General features: G+C 62.2%; 20 protein-coding genes. 9 read left to right on the top strand and 11 right to left on the bottom strand.

The window, feature by feature from the left end:
* Positions 1-134: 134 nt before the first annotated feature.
* Positions 135-887, bottom strand: coding sequence for a class I SAM-dependent methyltransferase (locus tag SJY08_RS20740; RefSeq protein ID WP_054149904.1), 753 nt, complete (start codon positions 885-887; stop codon positions 135-137).
* Between the two features lie 91 nt (positions 888-978).
* Here SJY08_RS20740 and gloB point away from each other — a divergent pair, with 91 nt between their 5' ends.
* Complete coding sequence (gene gloB, locus SJY08_RS20735) at positions 979-1,749, top strand: hydroxyacylglutathione hydrolase (RefSeq protein WP_377277989.1); 771 nt, start codon at positions 979-981, stop codon at positions 1,747-1,749.
* Positions 1,749-2,171 carry a cupin domain-containing protein gene (locus SJY08_RS20730; protein WP_069042916.1) on the top strand — a complete coding sequence of 141 codons (423 nt, stop codon included), beginning with the start codon at positions 1,749-1,751 and terminating at the stop codon, positions 2,169-2,171. Before gloB ends, SJY08_RS20730 begins: the two co-directional genes overlap by 1 nt.
* A gap of 9 nt (positions 2,172-2,180) precedes the next feature.
* Here SJY08_RS20730 and SJY08_RS20725 read toward each other — a convergent pair whose 3' ends face one another.
* Genes SJY08_RS20725 through SJY08_RS20715 form a run of 3 tightly spaced genes read right to left on the bottom strand, consistent with a single transcriptional unit; the run spans position 2,181 to position 4,507 of the window.
* Positions 2,181-2,822, bottom strand: coding sequence for a lysoplasmalogenase (locus tag SJY08_RS20725; protein WP_054149901.1), 642 nt, complete (start codon positions 2,820-2,822; stop codon positions 2,181-2,183).
* An 11-nt stretch (positions 2,823-2,833) separates the two neighbouring features.
* Entirely contained in the window at positions 2,834-3,712 is an 879-nt protein-coding gene (locus SJY08_RS20720) for a DMT family transporter (protein ID WP_377277986.1), read from the bottom strand.
* A 33-nt stretch (positions 3,713-3,745) separates the two neighbouring features.
* On the bottom strand, positions 3,746-4,507 hold the full coding sequence (locus tag SJY08_RS20715; RefSeq protein ID WP_054149899.1) for a DUF3108 domain-containing protein: 762 nt from the start codon (positions 4,505-4,507) through the stop codon (positions 3,746-3,748).
* Positions 4,508-4,746: 239 nt separating this feature from the next.
* On the opposite strand from SJY08_RS20715, the gene rpmB reads away from it, so the two are divergent.
* Together rpmB and SJY08_RS20705 are read left to right on the top strand one after the other, a co-directional pair.
* Positions 4,747-5,037, top strand: a complete 291-nt coding sequence (gene rpmB, locus SJY08_RS20710; protein ID WP_006724535.1) for a 50S ribosomal protein L28 — start codon at positions 4,747-4,749, stop codon at positions 5,035-5,037.
* A gap of 150 nt (positions 5,038-5,187) precedes the next feature.
* Positions 5,188-5,826: a VUT family protein gene (locus tag SJY08_RS20705; RefSeq protein ID WP_054149898.1), complete on the top strand. Its 639-nt coding sequence runs from the start codon at positions 5,188-5,190 to the stop codon at positions 5,824-5,826.
* 72 nt (positions 5,827-5,898) lie between these two features.
* Here SJY08_RS20705 and SJY08_RS20700 read toward each other — a convergent pair whose 3' ends face one another.
* The 4 genes from SJY08_RS20700 to SJY08_RS20685 are packed head-to-tail and all read right to left on the bottom strand — an operon-like array spanning position 5,899 to position 10,509.
* Positions 5,899-6,954 carry an esterase-like activity of phytase family protein gene (locus SJY08_RS20700; RefSeq protein ID WP_377277983.1) on the bottom strand — a complete coding sequence of 352 codons (1,056 nt, stop codon included), beginning with the start codon at positions 6,952-6,954 and terminating at the stop codon, positions 5,899-5,901.
* On the bottom strand, positions 6,923-8,818 hold the full coding sequence (cobT, locus tag SJY08_RS20695; RefSeq protein WP_377277981.1) for a cobaltochelatase subunit CobT: 1,896 nt from the start codon (positions 8,816-8,818) through the stop codon (positions 6,923-6,925). The genes SJY08_RS20700 and cobT overlap by 32 nt, the downstream gene beginning before the upstream one ends.
* A gap of 12 nt (positions 8,819-8,830) precedes the next feature.
* Positions 8,831-9,823, bottom strand: a complete 993-nt coding sequence (gene cobS / locus SJY08_RS20690) for a cobaltochelatase subunit CobS (RefSeq protein WP_054149896.1) — start codon at positions 9,821-9,823, stop codon at positions 8,831-8,833.
* A 59-nt stretch (positions 9,824-9,882) separates the two neighbouring features.
* Positions 9,883-10,509, bottom strand: coding sequence for a J domain-containing protein (locus tag SJY08_RS20685; RefSeq protein WP_069042914.1), 627 nt, complete (start codon positions 10,507-10,509; stop codon positions 9,883-9,885).
* A 103-nt stretch (positions 10,510-10,612) separates the two neighbouring features.
* Here SJY08_RS20685 and SJY08_RS20680 point away from each other — a divergent pair, with 103 nt between their 5' ends.
* Positions 10,613-10,894, top strand: a complete 282-nt coding sequence (locus tag SJY08_RS20680; protein WP_054149894.1) for a BolA family transcriptional regulator — start codon at positions 10,613-10,615, stop codon at positions 10,892-10,894.
* Positions 10,895-10,907: 13 nt separating this feature from the next.
* On the opposite strand, the gene SJY08_RS20675 is transcribed toward SJY08_RS20680, so the two are convergent.
* From SJY08_RS20675 to SJY08_RS20665, 3 genes are read right to left on the bottom strand one after another with little or no spacing between them, the layout of a single operon-like run.
* Positions 10,908-12,212, bottom strand: a complete 1,305-nt coding sequence (locus SJY08_RS20675) for an HlyC/CorC family transporter (protein ID WP_377277978.1) — start codon at positions 12,210-12,212, stop codon at positions 10,908-10,910.
* Positions 12,209-13,336 (bottom strand): 3-dehydroquinate synthase, encoded by a 1,128-nt coding sequence (aroB, locus tag SJY08_RS20670; RefSeq protein ID WP_054149892.1) that lies wholly within the window; start codon positions 13,334-13,336, stop codon positions 12,209-12,211. Before aroB ends, SJY08_RS20675 begins: the two co-directional genes overlap by 4 nt.
* On the bottom strand, positions 13,333-13,923 hold the full coding sequence (locus SJY08_RS20665; protein ID WP_069042913.1) for a shikimate kinase: 591 nt from the start codon (positions 13,921-13,923) through the stop codon (positions 13,333-13,335). Before SJY08_RS20665 ends, aroB begins: the two co-directional genes overlap by 4 nt.
* A 144-nt stretch (positions 13,924-14,067) precedes the next feature.
* On the opposite strand from SJY08_RS20665, the gene SJY08_RS20660 reads away from it, so the two are divergent.
* The 4 genes from SJY08_RS20660 to SJY08_RS20645 all read left to right on the top strand — a co-directional run bounded on the left by SJY08_RS20660 (position 14,068) and on the right by SJY08_RS20645 (position 17,612).
* Positions 14,068-14,220 carry a hypothetical protein gene (locus SJY08_RS20660; protein WP_006724525.1) on the top strand — a complete coding sequence of 51 codons (153 nt, stop codon included), beginning with the start codon at positions 14,068-14,070 and terminating at the stop codon, positions 14,218-14,220.
* A 13-nt stretch (positions 14,221-14,233) separates the two neighbouring features.
* The gene (gene xerD / locus SJY08_RS20655) at positions 14,234-15,175 is read left to right on the top strand and encodes a site-specific tyrosine recombinase XerD (protein WP_069042912.1); all 942 of its coding nucleotides are present in this window, start codon (positions 14,234-14,236) and stop codon (positions 15,173-15,175) included.
* Between the two features lie 62 nt (positions 15,176-15,237).
* Positions 15,238-16,191, top strand: a complete 954-nt coding sequence (locus SJY08_RS20650; protein ID WP_076396727.1) for an acetyl-CoA carboxylase carboxyltransferase subunit alpha — start codon at positions 15,238-15,240, stop codon at positions 16,189-16,191.
* Between the two features lie 182 nt (positions 16,192-16,373).
* Positions 16,374-17,612 carry a L,D-transpeptidase family protein gene (locus SJY08_RS20645; RefSeq protein WP_377277974.1) on the top strand — a complete coding sequence of 413 codons (1,239 nt, stop codon included), beginning with the start codon at positions 16,374-16,376 and terminating at the stop codon, positions 17,610-17,612.
* The last annotated feature ends 1 nt before the right edge of the window (position 17,613 follow it).

The following is a 17,613-nucleotide window of genomic DNA, read 5'->3' as shown; positions in this document are numbered from 1 at the left end:
GAGGCGCATTCCCGGCCATTGGATGGCAAGAGGCCACCCCTTCACATGGGATTGGGATTACTGCGGAAAACTCGCTTTGTCGAGGCGGGCGAGCGCCGCAGCCTGTCCAGGGGACGCCCGACACTCTCCGCTTTTCAGACCTCGGGAGACCGATTGCGGGTCGTCGGCACGCCCTGCGGTGCGAGCACCGGCGCAAAGACGCGGCGGGAGGCACGCGCGGCAACGGGCAGTCCCTGATAGAGCCGCTTCTGCGCCTCGACGACGATGACGCCGGAAAAGGCCGGCCAGAGTACCTTACCAAGCCGCTCGAAGCCTCGGCGAAGGCGCAGGACTGCACGGATCTTCGACGGCGGGAAGAACAAGGCCTCTGCCGAGGCACCGGGTGTGAAGTTGGTCTCGCGCAGCAGCGCCGTGAGCTGGCCACGCGAATAGGGCCGGCCCGAACCGAAGGGCGTGTGTTCCATGCGAGCCCAAACACCACGGCGGTTGGGCACGACGATGACGAGGCGGCCGCCGGGGGCGAGCACCCGCCAGACTTCCTTCAAGGTTTCCCGCGGGTTCTCGGCGAATTCGAGTGAATGAACCATGAGAACGCGATCGACCGAACTATCAGGGAGAGGCAACTCCTCGTCGAAGACGAGCGTCGTGGCCGAGGGTTCGCCGACCGGCCAGTTCACAGCCCCCTGCCCTGCCGGCATGAAGGCCATGGTACGCTCGGTGTCGGCACGGAAGCGTTCGAGAAAGGGAATACAGTAACCAAGGCCGACAAGCCGTTCCTGTGGCAGGCGCGCCCAGACCGAGGATATTGCCAGCGCGACCGACTGCTCCGCCACTCGGCCGAGCATCGTATAATAAAACTGCCTCAGATCCACGATATCGACATGCATGAACTTATTGTTAGCAGCCCATCCTTGGACTTCAAGCTGCAAGAGGATACATTCGCGCCAACGAGGTGGGACATAAAAAAGCGGGTCAACAATGAAATCACTGCAGATCGAGGTATTCCTCTGCCGAAGTGACAACTTCGGCGTCCTCCTCCATTGCCCGGAAACCGGCGAGACGGCGTCGATCGACGCACCGGAACTCGATCCGATCGTGGCGGCCGCGGAGAAGCGGGGCTGGGCGATCACCCATGTCTTCACGACCCACCACCACGGTGACCATGTCGATGCCAATCTGGCACTGAAGGAAAAATACGGCTGCGAGATCATCGGCCCGCGCAACGAGGCGGCGGCGATTCCCGGCATCGACCGGACTGTGGGCGACGGCGACGAGTTCACCTTCGCCAAGCGGCCGGTGCGGGTAATCGAGACGCCGGGCCACACTGCGGGGCATATTTGCTACTACCTGCCCGAGGATATGCTGCTCTTTGCCGCCGACACGCTCTTCGCCCTCGGCTGCGGGCGCCTCTTCGAACGATCCGCACTCGACATGTGGCATGCCCTGCAGAAGCTTGCAGCGCTGCCCGACGAGACCATCGTCTATTTCGGCCATGAATACACACTCTCGAATGCCCGCTTCGCACTGACGGTCGATCCGGAGAATGCCCGGCTCAGATCCCGCGTCGAACTGATCGAAATGCAGCGCAAGCGTGGCGATTTCACCATCCCGACGACCATCGGCCTGGAGAAGGAAACCAATCCCTTCCTGCGCGCCGGCGACCCGGATATTCGCCGCACGCTCGGCATGGAGGGCGCGACAAATGACGAGGTCTTCGCGGAAATCCGCAAGCGCAAGGACTCCTTCTGATGCAGGCAGCCGATATCATCGAAACCCTCGGCATGCAGCGTCATCCCGAGGGCGGCTGGTATGTGGAAACCTATCGGGACGAACACGGCGGCCCCCGCGGCCATTCGACGGCGATCTACTATCTCCTGCAGGCCGGCGAACGGTCTCACTGGCACAAGGTCAAGGATGCCGCCGAGGCCTGGCACTACTATGCCGGTGCGCCGCTTGCCCTGCGCCGTTCGAAGGACGGCGTGACGCAGGAGACGGTCGTGCTGGGGCTCGATCTCGCGGCCGGTCAGCGTCCTCAGGCAATCATTGATGCCGATGAGTGGCAGGCGGCGGAAAGTCTCGGCGAATTCACGCTGGTCGGCTGTACCGTAGCGCCCGGCTTCGACTTTTCCGCCTTCGAAATGGCGCCGCCAGGCTGGGCACCGGGCGCATAAGTCCGCGATTCAGACCTCGGACAGCGTCACCGTCAGGATCACCTGCGCTGCATAATAGGTCGCCCAGACGAAGTAAGCGGCCATGCCATCGATCGGGTGATCGGGGCCCGTCCAGTATTTCCGGATCGTCAGCACGATGTCCGAGAGAATGAAGAGCGTCGCGCCGACAAAGGCGATCGGATTGGCGAGACCGAGCGTCAGCCAGACCAGGACCATGAACAAGAAGACATAGATGCCTATGGGCAGTGCCAATCGTCCGGCAGGCTTCCAGATGCGCATAAGCACGCCGAAGGTCAGGATCGCGACAAGCGCGCCGGCGATCACCCGCCAGGGTTCGGCAAAGGCGATCTCCAGGTCGGTGAGGGTCGCGAGCAAGGCCACATAGGCGATATGAGCCGAGAGAAAGGCGGCGACACCACCGACAAAGGCTCGGTCTCCTTCAAAGGCGAGTGACCAGTCGCCAAGGGCTCCGAACAAAAGGGCGGCAACCAGCAGCGGATGGGCGCCGACGGCATAGGCATAGAGGGCGAGCAGCAGGACTGGCAACGTCTTCCAGACGGCCCGGAACACGGTTTTCTCTCGCGGCAGGATCCAGAGATAGCTGGTACCGAGCGCGACCGAAAGCCAGAGGATGCCGGTCGCAGTGGCCATTCAATCTCCCGTCAGGTCGCGCGCTCCGATTTGCGGAAAACCATATCGCGAGCCGCGAGCACAGCGCCACCTGTGATAAGCAGGCATGAAAGGCCAATTCTGACGCTAATCTCGCCAAAGCCAAAAATAATCAGGATCAGCGTGGACAGAAGCGGCGCGGCATAGCTGGAAACGCCGAGGATCTGGATGTCGCCGTTCTTCACCCCATAGTCCCAGACATAGAAGGCAAGACCCACCGGAAGCAGCCCGAGCCCGATCACCGCGGCCCATTGCGCCGTCGTATCCGGCCAGACGGTGGTTTCGAGCGCGAGATGGCAGAGAAGTGAAAGAGCCGATGTCGCAAGGCAGAAGCCGGTGACGACATCGGTCGACACCGTCTCGAACTTGCGGCTGACAAGCGAATAGGCCGCCCAGGTGAAGGCGCAGAGCAAGGCGGTGAAATAGCCGAGGCTATAGGCAGGGTCGAAAGCGAAACCGTTCTTGCCGACAATGAGCGCGGTTCCGGCAAGGCCGCACAAAGCACCGACGATATGGTGCCAACCGAGCCTTTCGCCCGGCAGGAGCGCCGAGCCGACGACGATCAGGAGCGGCCAGAGATAGGCGATCAGACCGGCCTCGACGGCCGGCGCATTCCGGAGTGCGGTGAAATAGAGAAAATGATAGCCGAAGAGGCCACCGACGCCGGCGAGCCAGACCTTCGGCGGCTGGCGGAGCTCCTTCAGGCGCTCCGGCCGGGCGATGAACAACAGGATGCCGGGCAGGCTGCCGATCGCAAAGGTGATGGCCGAAAGCTGGAAGGGCGGCATAGTGCCGGAGGCCGCCGTCATCAGCGCGAGAAAGGACCACATCAGGATCGCGGTGAACCCGATCAGCGTTGCCTTGGTCTTCATGAAATCCCCTGATGCGGGGCTCGCCCGCTGAAACTAGCCGTCGAACTTTTCTGCTGTCACATGCACGGTTCCGTAGCGGGTCGGGATTCTCGCATAGACAGGTGCATATAGCTGCAGCGTCGCAGTCTTGGCAAACCAGATCTCCATGCCGGTCACCGACTTCAGATACTCGATGTCCTTGCGGCCCTGGCGATATCCGGACTTCGGCACGTAGCGAACCGAACAGACGATGGCCTCGCCCTTGGCACGGCCGGCGGAGAAGGTCTCGGAGCGGTTCGGGGAGAGAACGAGATCCATCCGGCTTTCGCCGTCATAGACGGGCAGTATCTGGCCGCAGACATCGGCATTGCCGGGGATGAGGAGAGCACCAATCGGATCAAGCACCGACTTCAGGTCACCCGGCTGGACGGGCACCCAGGTGTCCGGCTTCGGCCGCTCCGGCGTGACCCTGGTTTCCACCACATTGCCACCGGCAAAAAGCACCTCGTAGGTATGTTTCCGCTTGCCGCTCTTGTAGTCGAGCACATAGCGCTCCGGGTTCATGCTCCCGCCGGACATGCGCCCGGACACGCTGCTGTCGGCAGACACCTCGCGCACGATGTCCACGAGGCTCGACGAATGGAACTGGCCGGAAATGGTATAACGGTCGTTTTTGACGGCCGTCTGAAAGGTCATGCGCGCAATCGGCAAGACACCGAGAGAAACCTTGTAGGATGTGTCGTAGCGATAATCGGCAGCCCCGGCACCACCGGCGGCAAGGACGAGGAAGGCGGTAAGGAAGCCGGTCGGACGCAAATGCCATCTCCATCATGGGAATGCCGGCGGGCCGGCGTCTAGAACATGCAGTCTCGCCGTGGACTGTGGCAAGAAAATATCCTACACCCGGTCTGCCGCCCGGAAAATCCAAGGTTTGGCTTGACGCGCCGGTTCTCACTGACTATAGAACCGCAACTTTCCAATCAGACGCTGTTGGATTGCCTCGCCGGCATTTGGCCGGAAGCGATGCGATGGCCTAAAAAAACAATAGGTGTACCATGTCCCGCAGTTGCGAATTGACCGGCAAGGGCGTCCAGTCGGGCAACAACGTGAGCCACGCGAACAACAAGACCAAGCGCCGGTTCCTTCCGAACCTGTGCGACGTCACGCTGATCTCGGACGCTCTGAACCAGCGCTTCCGCCTGCGCGTTTCGGCTGCTGCCCTGCGCACGGTCGAGCATCGCGGTGGTCTCGATGCTTTCCTGATCAAGGCTTCCGAAACCGAACTGAGCATGCGCGCTCGTCTGCTGCGTCGCCAGATCGTCAAGAAGACCGCCGAAGCCGCTTAATAGCGTCATCCGGCCAGACTTTCGAAAGGCTTGACCGGCACGCCGGGCAAGCCTTTTCGTTTGGGGTATCCTGAGAGGCGAGAGCCTCGCATACCGCCCTACCCTTACATTTTTGTCCCTCCAACTGGTGGCATCACCCAGGATAAAAAAATGCTGAACAAGCGCTATTTCTTTGCCTACAGTCTGCTGATGACGACAATCGTCGTCGCCTCGAACTTCCTCGTCCAGCATCCGGTCAATGGCGTTCTGGCCGGCATTAATCTGGCCGACCTCCTGACCTTTGGCGCCTTCACCTATCCGATCGCCTTCCTCGTCACCGACCTGACCAACCGTCAGTTCGGCCCCCAGGTTGCGCGCCGCGTCGTTCTCGTCGGCTTCATCGCAGGTGTTCTCCTGTCGATCCTGCTGGCCACGCCGCGCATTGCGATCGCATCGGGCTCGGCCTTCCTCGTCGGCCAGCTGCTCGACATCTCGGTTTTCAACAGGCTGCGCCAGCAGACCTGGTGGAAGGCACCGCTGATGGGCTCGCTGATCGGCTCCGTGCTGGACACGATCATCTTCTTCTCGCTGTCCTTCGCGCCCGTCTTCGGCTTCATCGGCCCGAACGACGACTTCGCGATTGCCGCAGCCCCTATCCTAGGCGTGATGTCGACAGAAGCACCACGCTGGATCTCCTGGGCGATCGCCGACTTCGGCGTGAAGATGCTGATCGGTTTCATCATGCTCCTGCCCTACGGCGCGCTGATGAGTGTCGTTCGCCCCATGCCGACAGCCTCGCGCACGGCCTGACGGCAGCGAAACCAAACGATCAAAGACAGCCTCGGCAAACCGGGGCTGTTTCGTTTTCTAGGGGTGAAGACATCATGACTGAGGCGCGGAGAGCCGGAATTCCAGCATCAAGTTCCGCTGCAGGATCGAATGGTTGTCGTCGGAGACGACGATCAGCCGAACGGAGCCGTCGGGCTCGGGGATGGCGTCGATGCCTTCCATATTGTCGATCTGGGATCGGTAATTGGCCTCGAACAGGATCTCGCCATCGAGAACAGCATCCGGTCGAATGCTGCCCCCGTCGACGCGGCGCAAACGCATGCCCACACCTCTGGCGATGGTGAAGCGGCGCTCGAGCAGCAGGAGATCGCCATCCGGCAGGAAAGTCGCATCGGTGATGTCGAAACCGTCGCGCGGACGCACTCGAAATTCGCCGGCAAGCGGACCACCGAGGATCGCCGCATAGATATTGCCGTTGCCGTCGAAGCTCTTTTCGGAAATCGCCACCAGCGCCCCGCCGAGCGGTCCGTCCTTTTCGGCGATCACCAGCGCCTCCAAACCGCCATTGCTGCGCAGGACGTCGAGATCGAAGGGGAAGGCGAGCGGTTCAGACGGCACTGCCTTGCCGAGGTCGGACAGAGGAGCGTAGGACACGACGCGGTGACGCTGTTCGAAACCCACGAAGGCACCGTTACCATCGACGGCAAGGCTTTCGGCATCGACAAAGAACTTGCTCGGGCTCTCTTGCCCCGACGCGTCCAGCAACGGCGCAAGTTTGACGGCGTCGACACCAGCGAGTCGGCCCTCGGCATCGCGCCTGATCTCTCCCTCGATCCAGTAGCCCGTGTCGAACACACCGAGGAAGCGGCTGTCGTCCAGGAACCGGATCGACGAGAAGGCACCGAACAGCGGCTCGGAGGATGACAACTCGACACCGCCGAGGAATGTCAGTCCGGGCGCGATGGTCGGATTGCCGCCGAGTTCAGTGAACATGTCGCTGTCGACCGGGATGGACAAGGTCTGACCGGGCGAGATGACCGAAGGCGTACAGGCGGAGAGCGCAAGCAGGCCTGCCAGCGCAGAGCTCAGGCCAAGACGCCGCCCATAGATCGATCGCTCAGGCACGCAGGCGCGCCCGGCCTGTGCCACCGGACGGCTTTTCCTCGAAGAGCGAGGCGAGCTGTTCGGTCATGGCGCCGGCCAGTTCGTCGGCGTCCACGATGGTGACGGCGCGGCGATAGTAGCGCGTGACATCGTGGCCGATGCCGATCGCCAGAAGCTCAACCGGAGACCGCGTCTCGATCTGCTCGATGACGGCGCGCAGATGGCGCTCGAGATAGTTGCCCGGGTTCACCGACAGCGTCGAATCGTCGACCGGCGCACCATCCGAGATCATCATCAGGATCTTGCGCTGCTCGCGGCGGCCGATCAGGCGGTTATGCGCCCACATCAGCGCTTCGCCGTCGATGTTTTCCTTGAGCAGGCCCTCGCGCATCATCAGGCCGAGATTGCGGCGCGACCGGCGCCAGGGGGCGTCCGCCGACTTGTAGATGATGTGGCGCAGATCGTTGAGGCGGCCGGGCGCCGGCGGCTTGCCGCTCGCAAGCCACTTCTCTCGGCCCTGTCCGCCCTTCCAGGCCTTGGTGGTGAAGCCGAGGATCTCGACCTTGACGCCGCAGCGCTCGAGCGTGCGGGCAAGGATGTCGGCACAGGAGGCGGCAACCGTGATCGGACGGCCGCGCATCGAGCCGGAATTGTCGATGACCAGCGTCACGACGGTATCGCGGAACTTGGTGTCCTTCTCCTTCTTGAAGGAGAGCGGCTGCATGGGGTCGATGATCAGGCGGGTGAGACGCGCCGGATCAAGATAACCCTCTTCCAGATCGAAGTCCCAGGAGCGGTTCTGCTGCGCCATCAGGCGGCGCTGCAGGCGGTTTGCGAGCCGGCCGACGGCACCCTGCAGGTGCGCGAGCTGCTTGTCGAGGAAAGCGCGTAGGCGCTCGAGCTCGGCCTCATCGCAAAGCTCTTCAGCCGTGATCTCCTCGTCGAATTCCTGGGTGAAGATCTTGTAGTCGACCTTCTCGTTGAAATCGTCGAAGGGGGTCGCCGGACGGCGCATTTCGCCGGGCGTCTCGCTGTCGTCGTCGCCCTCGTCCGACATCTCCTCTTCGGAGATTTCGGCACCGTCCATCTCGCCGTCGTCGAGCTGTTCCTGCGAGGCTTCGCTTTCTTCCGCAGGCGCGGAATCCTGACCGGCTTCGTCTTCGGACGTTTCCTGGTCCTGCTCGCCGCTGCGCGGCTGCTCCTCGTCGGTGGACTGCTCGTCCTCGCTCTGCTCCTGATCGTCGCCCATGTCCTCAGCCATGTCCATGGCCGACAGCATGTGGCGGATCACGCGGGAGAAGGCCTGCTGGTCTTCGATGACGGACGAGAGATTGTCGAGGTCGGCACCGGCCTTGTCCTCGATGAAGGGACGCCAGAGGTCGAGCACCTTGCCGGCCGTTTCCGGCGCCTTCTGGCCGGTGAGCTTTTCGCGCACCAGCATGGCGACGGCCTCGCCGATCGGCGCATCTTCCTGCCGGCTGATCGTCGAGAAATTCGCTTTCGCGTATTTCTCGGTGTTCATCGACTGGATGTTGGAGGCCACGCCTGGCATGCGCAGCGACCCGAGCGATTCCACACGAGCCTGTTCGACCGCATCGAAGATGGCGCGGGCATCTGTGCCCTGCGGTGCAAGCGCCGCATGGACCTTCTGATCGTGGCAGGCGAGCCTGAGCGCCATGGAATCGCCAAGACCGCGGGTCACGGCGAGCTCATGGGCGGTCGGACGCTTGGAGAGTTCCGGCAGGCGGATCCGCTCGCCGGCAAGACCAGGACGCTCGTTGGCGAAGGCGACCTCGACCTGCGGATCACCCGCAATCGAACGGACGCAGCCCGTGATGGCCCGGCGCACCGGTTCCGTGTCTACTCCACCGCCGGCTCTCGCCTTCGAATTGTCGCCGCGCCCTGCCATGCTTCTCAGTCCTTATGCGCCGAGTACGATATTGGCCGCACTTTCCTTGAGTTCCACGCCGAAGGCGCGCTGATACTGCTCGGCCACCAGCGTGCGCTCAAGTTCATCACACTTGTTGAGGAAGGTGACCCGGAACGCGAAGGCGACATCGCCGAAGATCTCGGCGTTCTCGGCCCAGGTGATGACGGTACGCGGGCTCATGACGGTCGAAAGATCGCCGTTGACGAAGGCGGCACGTGTCAGGTCTGCAAGGCGGACCATGCGCGAGACGGTGTCGCGACCTTCGGCGGTCGAGCCGAAGCTCTTCACCTTGGCGCAGACGATATCGACTTCCTTGTCATGCGGCAGATAGTTCAGCGTCGTCACGATCGACCAGCGGTCCATCTGCGCCTGGTTGATCTGCTGCGTGCCGTGATAGAGGCCCGTCGTGTCGCCGAGGCCAACCGTGTTGGCGGTCGCGAAGATGCGGAAGGCGGGATGCGGGCGGATGACGCGGCTCTGGTCGAGCAGCGTCAGGCGGCCGGCCGATTCCAGCACGCGCTGGATGACGAACATGACATCCGGGCGGCCGGCATCGTATTCGTCGAAGACGAGCGCGACATTGTGCTGGTAGGCCCAGGGCAGGATGCCGTCCTTGAATTCGGTGATCTGCTTGCCGTCCTTGAGGACGATGGCGTCCTTGCCGACGAGATCGATACGGCTGACATGGCTGTCGAGGTTGACGCGCACGCAAGGCCAGTTGAGGCGGGCTGCGACCTGTTCGATATGCGTCGACTTGCCCGTGCCGTGGAAGCCGGAGACCATGACGCGGCGATTGTGGGCAAAGCCGGCGAGGATGGCGAGCGTGGTTTCACGGTCGAAAAGATAGTCCGGATCGAGGTCCGGCACATAGGCGTCACCCTTGGAATAGGCCGGCACCCGGATGTCACTGTCGATACCAAACACTTCGCGCACCGACACGGTGGTGTCGGGGAGATTGGTAATATCAAGATCAATTTTGCTCATCGTTTCTCCATGCCGGGCGCCACCGACCGGCCGCATCTCATCGCTGCTGTGTGTTCGGATTAACAGAAACCGGCCTGCTTTAACAATTTGTAGGCTTCAATAACAGCGCGAAAACGCTCTTCCGAAGCCCTGTCTCCGCCATTTGCGTCGGGATGGTGTTTTTTTACAAGCTCCTTGTAGCGGGTCTTGATGTCGGTCGGCGTGGAGCTGACGGTAAGTCCAAGCGTATCAAGCGCTTTTGCCTCAAGGGCCTTGAGTTTTCGATCCGCCGCCTGATAGCGCGACGCACCGCCGCGGCCTTGCTGTACGAAGCCGAACGGGTCCTTCATGCGCGCCTGTGACGCAGCCGAACCGGAACGCATGGTGGAGTGAAGCGGGCTCGCCTTCGCCGCCTTGTTGACTCCCACGGTCCAGGTCGGGCGATGACCGGTGATCGCCTCCTTCTGGTAACGCGCGATCTCGGTGTCCGAGAGGCCGGAGAAGTAGTTATAGCCCTTGTTGTAGTCCTTCACGTGCTCGAAGCAGAACAGAAAAAACTGGCCTTCGGCGTGGCGGCCCACGGGTGCGCGATGGGCCCCCGGCTTGTCGCAGCCGTCCCATTGGCACACAGGATTGGATGGTTCGGGCTCCGCTGCCCGCTTTCGCCGGGTACGTATCCCGTCGAAATATTTCGAGTCGAGTTTCATGCGCTAATTATGGGGCTCAGCAAGGGGTCGGACAAGAATTGACAAACCGGTTTGTTGCGCGCTTTGTGGGGCGTTTTGCGAAGCAGCAGAAAGAGGTAAGACCATGTCGGTAAAGAGCCGGATCGAGACCCGTCTCACGGAGGCTTTCAGCCCCGAACGGCTCGTCGTGATCGACGAGAGCCAGCACCATGCCGGCCACCAGCCCGACATCACCGGAACCGGTGAAACACATATGCGTGTTCGCATCGTCGCATCCGCCTTTGAGGGCATGACGCGGCTTGCGCGCCACCGGGCCGTGACCGATCTGCTGAAACCCGAACTGGACGCCGGCCTGCATGCGCTGGCCATCGAGCCCGCCGCCCCCGGCGAGCCCACGCGCTGGTAGTTTTCGTCTGAAATCAGACCTCCGGCTCGGCCGCATCGATCGGCCGGATGCGCAGACGCGTGATGCGGTTCTTCTCCCGCTTCAAGACGATGAAACGCTTGCCGTAGAAGGTAAAGGCCTGGCGCTCCTCGGGGATCGACTTCGACTCGTGGATGACGAGACCGGCAATCGTCGTTGCCTCCTCATCCGGCAGCAGCCAGTCCATGGCACGGTTGAGGTCGCGGATCGGCACGCCGCCATCGACGACGATCGACCCGTCGCTGTCCTGACGCACACCCTGGATCTCCAGATCATGTTCGTCGGAGATATCGCCGACGATCTCCTCCAGGATATCTTCCAGCGTCACCACACCCTGCACTTCACCATATTCGTCGACGACCACGGCGAAATGGGTCTTACGGCGCAGGAAGGCGTTGAGCTGGTCCTTGAGGTTGGTGGTGTCAGGCACGAACCACGGCTTCTGGGCAATCTTGACGATGTCGATGTCCTGCGGCTCGACATTCGGCTCGGCGAGCGCGCGGATCAGATCCTTGGCATGGATCACGCCGATGATGTTGTCGGTCGCGCCACGCCAGACCGGCATGCGGGTGTAAGGACTTTCGAGAATGTTGCGGATCGCGGTTTCCGGCGCCTCGTCGGCATTGACCGCCCGCATGGCCGTGCGGTGGATCATGATGTCGGAAACTTCGAGTTCGCCCAGATCGAGAACCCCCCCGAGGCGGTCGCGGTCGGCCTTGATCACCGATCCCTCGCGATGCAGGAGGGCGACTGCGCCGCGCAGCTCCTCATGCGCAGAAAGCATCGACGCTTCGCCGGAGATCGAAACACCGAACATGCCAAGCAGCTTGCGCACGATCCAGTTGACAAGGCTGGAAAGCGGCCCAACCACGGCGACGAACGGGCGAACGAGCGGGGCAACAAACAGCGCGAAACGTTCCGGCGCAGAAATCGCCCAGCTCTTCGGCAGGACTTCCGAGAAGATGACGAGCAGAACGGTCATCAAGAGCGTTGCGATCGCCACGCCGGAATCGCCGAAAAGGCCGAGAAACAGGCTGGTCGTCAGTGACGAGGCGAGAATGTTGACCAGGTTGTTGCCGATCAGCAGAGCGCCGATCAGCCGGTCGCGCCGTTCGATCAGGATGTTGACCACCCCGGCGCGGTCGTCGCCATTGACCTCCAATGTGTGCATGCGCGCACGCGACGTTGCGGTCAGCGCTGTCTCGGAGCCGGAGAAGAAACCAGAACAGCAGATCAACAACAGGATGGCGACCAGCGTCAGCCAATACTCGGCGAAGCCGGCAAGGATTTGCTCGATCATGATGGGCGCATCTCCTCAATGAAACGCTGAACTTCGGATGCCGGCACATCGTCTGCGACGAAGGATTGGCCGAGACCACGGGTGAGGATGAAGGTGAGCTGACCGCTCTTGACCTTCTTGTCCTGGGCGATGGCATCCATCAGGACACCGGTCGGCGGCAATTCGCCGGGGATCTGATCCATGCGCGTTGGCAGGCCGACGGCCTTCAGATGCGCCTCGACGCGATCCGCGAGATCTGGACTGACCAGGTTCATGCGCGCCGAGAAGCGATGCGCAAGCACCATGCCGATCGAGACCCCCTCGCCATGCACGAGCCGGCTGCTGTCATACTGTGTTGCGGCTTCGAGCGCATGCCCGAAGGTGTGGCCGAGGTTGAGCAGAGCACGACGGCCGTTCTCCCGCTCGTCGGCGGCGACCACGTCGGCCTTGGCCTGACAGGAGACGGCGATCGCTTCGATACGGGCCGCACCGCCCGCAAACACCTCGCGCCAGTTCGTCTCCAGCCATTCAAAAAAGTCTGGCTTGTCGATCAGGCCGTATTTTGCCACTTCCGCATAGCCGGCGCGGAATTCTCGCTCCGACAGCGTGTCGAGCACGTCGGTATCGGCGAGCACCAGATCCGGCTGATTGAAGATGCCGACGAGGTTCTTGCCCTGCCGCGCATTGATGCCGGTCTTGCCGCCGACCGAACTGTCGACCTGCGAGAGCAGCGATGTCGGGATCTGCACGAAGCGAACACCACGCCGGACGATTCCGGCCGCAAAACCGGTGAGATCGCCGATAACGCCGCCGCCGAGCGCAATCACCGTGTCGTTGCGCTCGATGCGCGCTTCAAGCAGCACGTCGCAGACCTTGGTGAGATAGTCGAAGCTCTTGGTCTTCTCGCCGGCGGGAAGCGTGACCGAGACTGCCTCGATGCCATCGGTCTGGAGGCTGTCCATCAGGCCGTCGAGATAGCGCGCACCGACATTCTCGTCGGTGACGATGGCCGCACGGCGACCCTTGATGCGGGTCGAGATTTCGCCGCCGGCACGCGCCATCAGGCCAGGGCCGATGAGAATGTCATAGGAGCGCTCGCCCAGCGGCACATGCACGAGGCGTTCCGATGTCTCGAGCTTCGTCATTGCGTCTTGTCCTTGCCGAAATGTTCGATCACCGAGGTCAGGACCTCATTGGCGATCACTTCCTTACGCACGTCACGCGACTGGACAGTGATATCCGCCAGTGCATAGATCGGATATCGCTTGTCCATCAGATCCTTCAGCGTCTGCTTCGGGTTCTCGGTCTTCAGCAGGGGCCGGTGATCGCGCTTGTTCACCCGCTCCCAGAGAACGTCGAGATCGGCATTGAGCCACACCGAAAGCCCGCCACGCTCGATCTGCTTGCGGGTCCTCTCGTTGATGAAGGCGCCGCCGCCGGTCGACACGACCCGCGGCCCCGTCCGCAACAGGCGCTTGATGACACGGGTTTCGAGCGCGCGGAACTCCTCTTCGCCATAGGCGGCAAAGAGTTCGGCGATGGTCATCCGCGACACCCGCTCGATCTCCGTATCGGTATCGACGAAGGGCAGACCGAGTTGCTGCGCGACAATCCGACCGATCGCCGACTTGCCGGCCCCCATCAGACCAACGAGAACAAGATTGCGTTTGCCGAGCGCCGTCTTGGCACGCACACCCAGACTGGGAGCAAGGTTGAGGATCGTATCGGTCATCGGCCTGTTCACGACTGTTTCATGACCTATTGACATATAGAGGGCTAGCGTCAAGCCATGGCAGCATTTCCGCAAGGCCTGTCCCGGCCTTGGTAAACTCCATGTTTCTACCTATTTATTCTCGGAACCGGTGAAGGACCGACCATGCCCACTCTGTTTCGCTTCCTGTTCATCTGCGGGACCATCGTCGGTCTGGTCTATGTCACCATGTGGTCCTTTGCCGTCTTCGTCGAACCGCGGGAACGCGACGTGACGGTGCGCATTCCTTCCGAGCGGATCAATCCGGTCGAGCAATAGCGGGAAACAGGACATGTCGGATCTGAGCCGGGCTCGCGTCGAAGCCTTTCTGGAAATGCTGAGCGCCGAGCGCGGAGCAGCCCAGAACACGCTCATCTCCTATGAGCGGGACCTCGACGACCTCGCCGATTTTCTTTCCGGCCGCAAGGTTACCCTGGGTGCAGCGACACGGGAAGATCTCGCCGCCTATCTCTCCGATCTCGCGCGACGCGGCTTCCAGCCGACGTCCCAGGCAAGACGCCTGTCGGCGATGCGCCAGTTCTACAAGTTTCTCTATGCGGAAGGGCTGCGGGGCGATGATCCGACCGCGATCCTCGACGCGCCGAAGAAGACCCGCCCCCTGCCCAAGGTGCTGACCGTCGAGGATGTCACGGGGCTTCTGTCGCTCGCCGAGCACGAAGCAAACCTCGAAGGACCGGATCAGGGAGCACGGATCCGGCGACTGGCGCTGATCGAGCTTCTCTATGCGACCGGCATGCGCGTCAGCGAACTCGTATCGCTGCCGGTAAAGGTGCTGACGCAGGAGGGCCGTTTCCTTCTGGTGCGCGGCAAGGGCAACAAGGAAAGGCTCGTCCCCCTGTCGAGGACAGCGATCGAGGCGCTCGCGCGATACGGTAAAATTCGCGGGGCCGATCCCGTGCACGCCGACAGCCCCTTTCTGTTTCCAGCCGCCAGCAAGGAAGGCCACCTGCCCCGCCAGGTCTTTGCGCGGGACCTCAAGGATCTCGCCATCCGGGCGGGGTTATCGGCGAATGCCGTGTCTCCACATGTTCTGCGACATGCCTTTGCCAGCCACCTTCTCGGCAATGGTGCGGACCTTCGCGCCGTGCAGGAACTGCTCGGCCACAGCGACATTTCAACGACACAAATCTATACGCATGTGCTCGACGAGCGCCTGCAGCAACTGGTGCATACGCATCACCCCCTTGCAAAACAGGCCAAAAACCCCGATTAGGACCGGCAAAGCCGGTTCCTGCGGGCGGCGAGCGCCAGGAACGAACGATCGGAACGGAGTTCATGCACAACTATCTCGACTTCGAAAAGCCCATCTCCGACCTCGAGGCCAAGATCCGCGAACTGAAGAAGATCGCGGAAGAGGACGAGAGCATCGACACCTCGGAAGAGATCACCCGGCTGGAAAGCCGCGTCGATGAGGCGATGGTGGAGATCTATTCGAAGCTCAACGCCTGGCAGAAGACGCAGGTCGCGCGGCATCCGCAGCGTCCGCATTTCGTCGACTATGCCGAAGCGCTGTTCACAGAATTCACACCGCTGGCCGGTGACCGCAAGTTTGCCGAGGACGCCGCCATCCAGGCCGGCCTCGCCCGCTTCCGCGGCCAGCCTGTCGCGGTGATCGGCCAGGAAAAGGGCAACGACACCAAGTCGCGCATCAAGCACAACTTCGGCAGCCCGCGCCCTGAAGGCTATCGCAAGGCGATCCGCGTCATGGAAATGGCCGACCGCTTCGGCCTGCCAGTCATCACACTGATCGATACGGCCGGCGCCTATCCGGGCGTTGGAGCAGAAGAACGCGGCCAGGCGGAAGCCATTGCCCGCTCCACCGAGATGTGCCTCGGCCTTAAGGTGCCGATGGTCTCCGTCGTCATCGGCGAAGGCGGCTCGGGTGGCGCGATCGCGATTGCCACCGGCAACCGCGTCTACATGCTCGAGCATGCGATCTATTCGGTGATCTCGCCGGAAGGCGCCGCCTCCATTCTCTGGCGCGATTCCACCCGCGCCAAGGAAGCCGCGACCAACATGAAGATCACGGCGGAGGACCTGAAGGGGCTCGGCATCATTGACGCCATCATCCCGGAGCCGGTCGGCGGTGCCCATCGCGCACCAGACCGGGTCATCGGCATGACCGGCGACGTGATCGCCAGCGCACTGGCCGAACTGACGCCGCTTCCGGGCGATAAGCTGCGCGCCGATCGACGCCAGAAATTCCTCGATATCGGCCGCAACCTCTGAGATTGAAGGTTGCGACTGCGGCAATTTGCCATCACTCCGCCGCTTTGCAGCGGTAGCGGCGGAAGACGGATGGCGAAATCGACGGCCATTGGTTTATAATTTGTGAAGAAAGCAGTTCTAAACTACGCATGATCGGCTCGGTTTGAGCCACCAACATGTGTTTCTGGAAAGAGCCTTCGCGCATGCGTTTGACATCAACGGCCCTGGTTCTGGTTTTCGCTGCGGCTCTGGCAGGCTGCAATGACGCGCTCGAGAGCGCTGCCTATGACACGCCGCGGGTTTCCAACAAGGTCCAGCAGCCGCTGCCGGCGCGCCTCGTTGCCGAAATCCAGAAGAAGGGCATGGATCGCAATTCGCCGATCATGATCCGCATCTTCAAGGAAGAGGGCAAGCTCGAGGTCTGGAAGGCCAAGACCAACGGCCGCTTCGACAAGGTCGTGGAATACGATATCTGCGCCTGGTCGGGTCGCCTCGGGCCGAAGGTAAAGGAAGGTGACCGCCAGGCGCCGGAAGGCTTCTACCCGCTGACGCCGTATCACCTGAATCCGAATTCCAAGTATTTCCTGGCGATCAACACCGGTTTTCCGAACCAGTTCGACCGCGCCAACGGCCGCACTGGATCACACCTGATGATCCATGGCGCCTGCTCGTCGTCAGGCTGCTATTCGATGACCGATGCGCAGATGCTGGAGATTTATGCGTTTGCGCGCGACGCCTTCAAGGGCGGCCAGCAGGCCGTGCAGCTGCAGGCCTTTCCCTTCCGCATGACCGCTGAAAACATGGCGCGTCATCGCCACAGCCCGCACTTCGATTTCTGGAAGACGCTCAAGGTCGGCTACGACAATTTCGAAGTCACAAAGCGGCCGCCCGAGGTCAATGTCTGCGAGAAGAAATACGTCTTCAACCAGTCGATCCCGGCAGGATCGAGCTTCAATCCGCAGGGCGCCTGCCCCGCCATGAGCACACCCCCGGCACTCTCGGTCGCGCTCAATGGCTTCAACGAAGCCTATGATGCCGCCTATGCCAAGGCGATGAAAAAATACGACGGCAAGATTTGGTACGACCCGACGGAAGCCGAGCGCAAGGCGCTGGTGGCGGATCTGCGCAAGTCGCGCTCGCACGACCTCGCTTTCGCGCCCACGGGTTCGGCCTTGAAGGCGGGCAGGCTGCTCGACCTCGACGACGTCGATCCGGCCAGGCTGCCTGCCGCCAACGGCACGGCTGCCGTCAACCAGATGGCGACCAACCCGAACGGTGACCCGCAGGCACAGGCTGCACAGACGACGACGGCCGCACCCGCCGCGCCGGCCACCAACGCCGTCCCGGTGCCGCAGCCCAATCCGCTTGCCCCCCAGACGGCCGAGGCGGCCATTGCAGGTCCGGCACAGGCCGACAAGAAGCCCTTCTGGAAGCTCTGGTAAG

This window comes from Rhizobium sp. R86522 (assembly GCF_042466255.1).
Lineage (GTDB): Bacteria > Pseudomonadota > Alphaproteobacteria > Rhizobiales > Rhizobiaceae > Allorhizobium.
This window is presented reverse-complemented; position numbering and strand designations above follow the sequence as displayed.

What these genes read in the sequence shown, in the direction of transcription:
- SJY08_RS20705 (WP_054149898.1), top strand. Translation starts at nt 5,188, where the DNA reads ATGCTGAACAAGCGCTATTTCTTTGCCTACAGTCTGCTGATGACGACA.
- SJY08_RS20720 (WP_377277986.1), bottom strand. Translation starts at nt 3,712, where the DNA reads ATGAAGACCAAGGCAACGCTGATCGGGTTCACCGCGATCCTGATGTGG.
- xerD (WP_069042912.1), top strand. Translation starts at nt 14,234, where the DNA reads ATGTCGGATCTGAGCCGGGCTCGCGTCGAAGCCTTTCTGGAAATGCTG.
- cobT (WP_377277981.1), bottom strand. Translation starts at nt 8,818, where the DNA reads ATGGCAGGGCGCGGCGACAATTCGAAGGCGAGAGCCGGCGGTGGAGTA.
- SJY08_RS20660 (WP_006724525.1), top strand. Translation starts at nt 14,068, where the DNA reads ATGCCCACTCTGTTTCGCTTCCTGTTCATCTGCGGGACCATCGTCGGT.
- SJY08_RS20645 (WP_377277974.1), top strand. Translation starts at nt 16,374, where the DNA reads ATGCGTTTGACATCAACGGCCCTGGTTCTGGTTTTCGCTGCGGCTCTG.
- SJY08_RS20685 (WP_069042914.1), bottom strand. Translation starts at nt 10,509, where the DNA reads ATGAAACTCGACTCGAAATATTTCGACGGGATACGTACCCGGCGAAAG.
- SJY08_RS20675 (WP_377277978.1), bottom strand. Translation starts at nt 12,212, where the DNA reads ATGATCGAGCAAATCCTTGCCGGCTTCGCCGAGTATTGGCTGACGCTG.
- SJY08_RS20680 (WP_054149894.1), top strand. Translation starts at nt 10,613, where the DNA reads ATGTCGGTAAAGAGCCGGATCGAGACCCGTCTCACGGAGGCTTTCAGC.
- SJY08_RS20725 (WP_054149901.1), bottom strand. Translation starts at nt 2,822, where the DNA reads ATGGCCACTGCGACCGGCATCCTCTGGCTTTCGGTCGCGCTCGGTACC.
- aroB (WP_054149892.1), bottom strand. Translation starts at nt 13,336, where the DNA reads ATGACGAAGCTCGAGACATCGGAACGCCTCGTGCATGTGCCGCTGGGC.
- gloB (WP_377277989.1), top strand. Translation starts at nt 979, where the DNA reads ATGAAATCACTGCAGATCGAGGTATTCCTCTGCCGAAGTGACAACTTC.
- SJY08_RS20650 (WP_076396727.1), top strand. Translation starts at nt 15,238, where the DNA reads ATGCACAACTATCTCGACTTCGAAAAGCCCATCTCCGACCTCGAGGCC.
- SJY08_RS20730 (WP_069042916.1), top strand. Translation starts at nt 1,749, where the DNA reads ATGCAGGCAGCCGATATCATCGAAACCCTCGGCATGCAGCGTCATCCC.
- SJY08_RS20665 (WP_069042913.1), bottom strand. Translation starts at nt 13,923, where the DNA reads ATGACCGATACGATCCTCAACCTTGCTCCCAGTCTGGGTGTGCGTGCC.
- rpmB (WP_006724535.1), top strand. Translation starts at nt 4,747, where the DNA reads ATGTCCCGCAGTTGCGAATTGACCGGCAAGGGCGTCCAGTCGGGCAAC.
- SJY08_RS20740 (WP_054149904.1), bottom strand. Translation starts at nt 887, where the DNA reads ATGCATGTCGATATCGTGGATCTGAGGCAGTTTTATTATACGATGCTC.
- cobS (WP_054149896.1), bottom strand. Translation starts at nt 9,823, where the DNA reads ATGAGCAAAATTGATCTTGATATTACCAATCTCCCCGACACCACCGTG.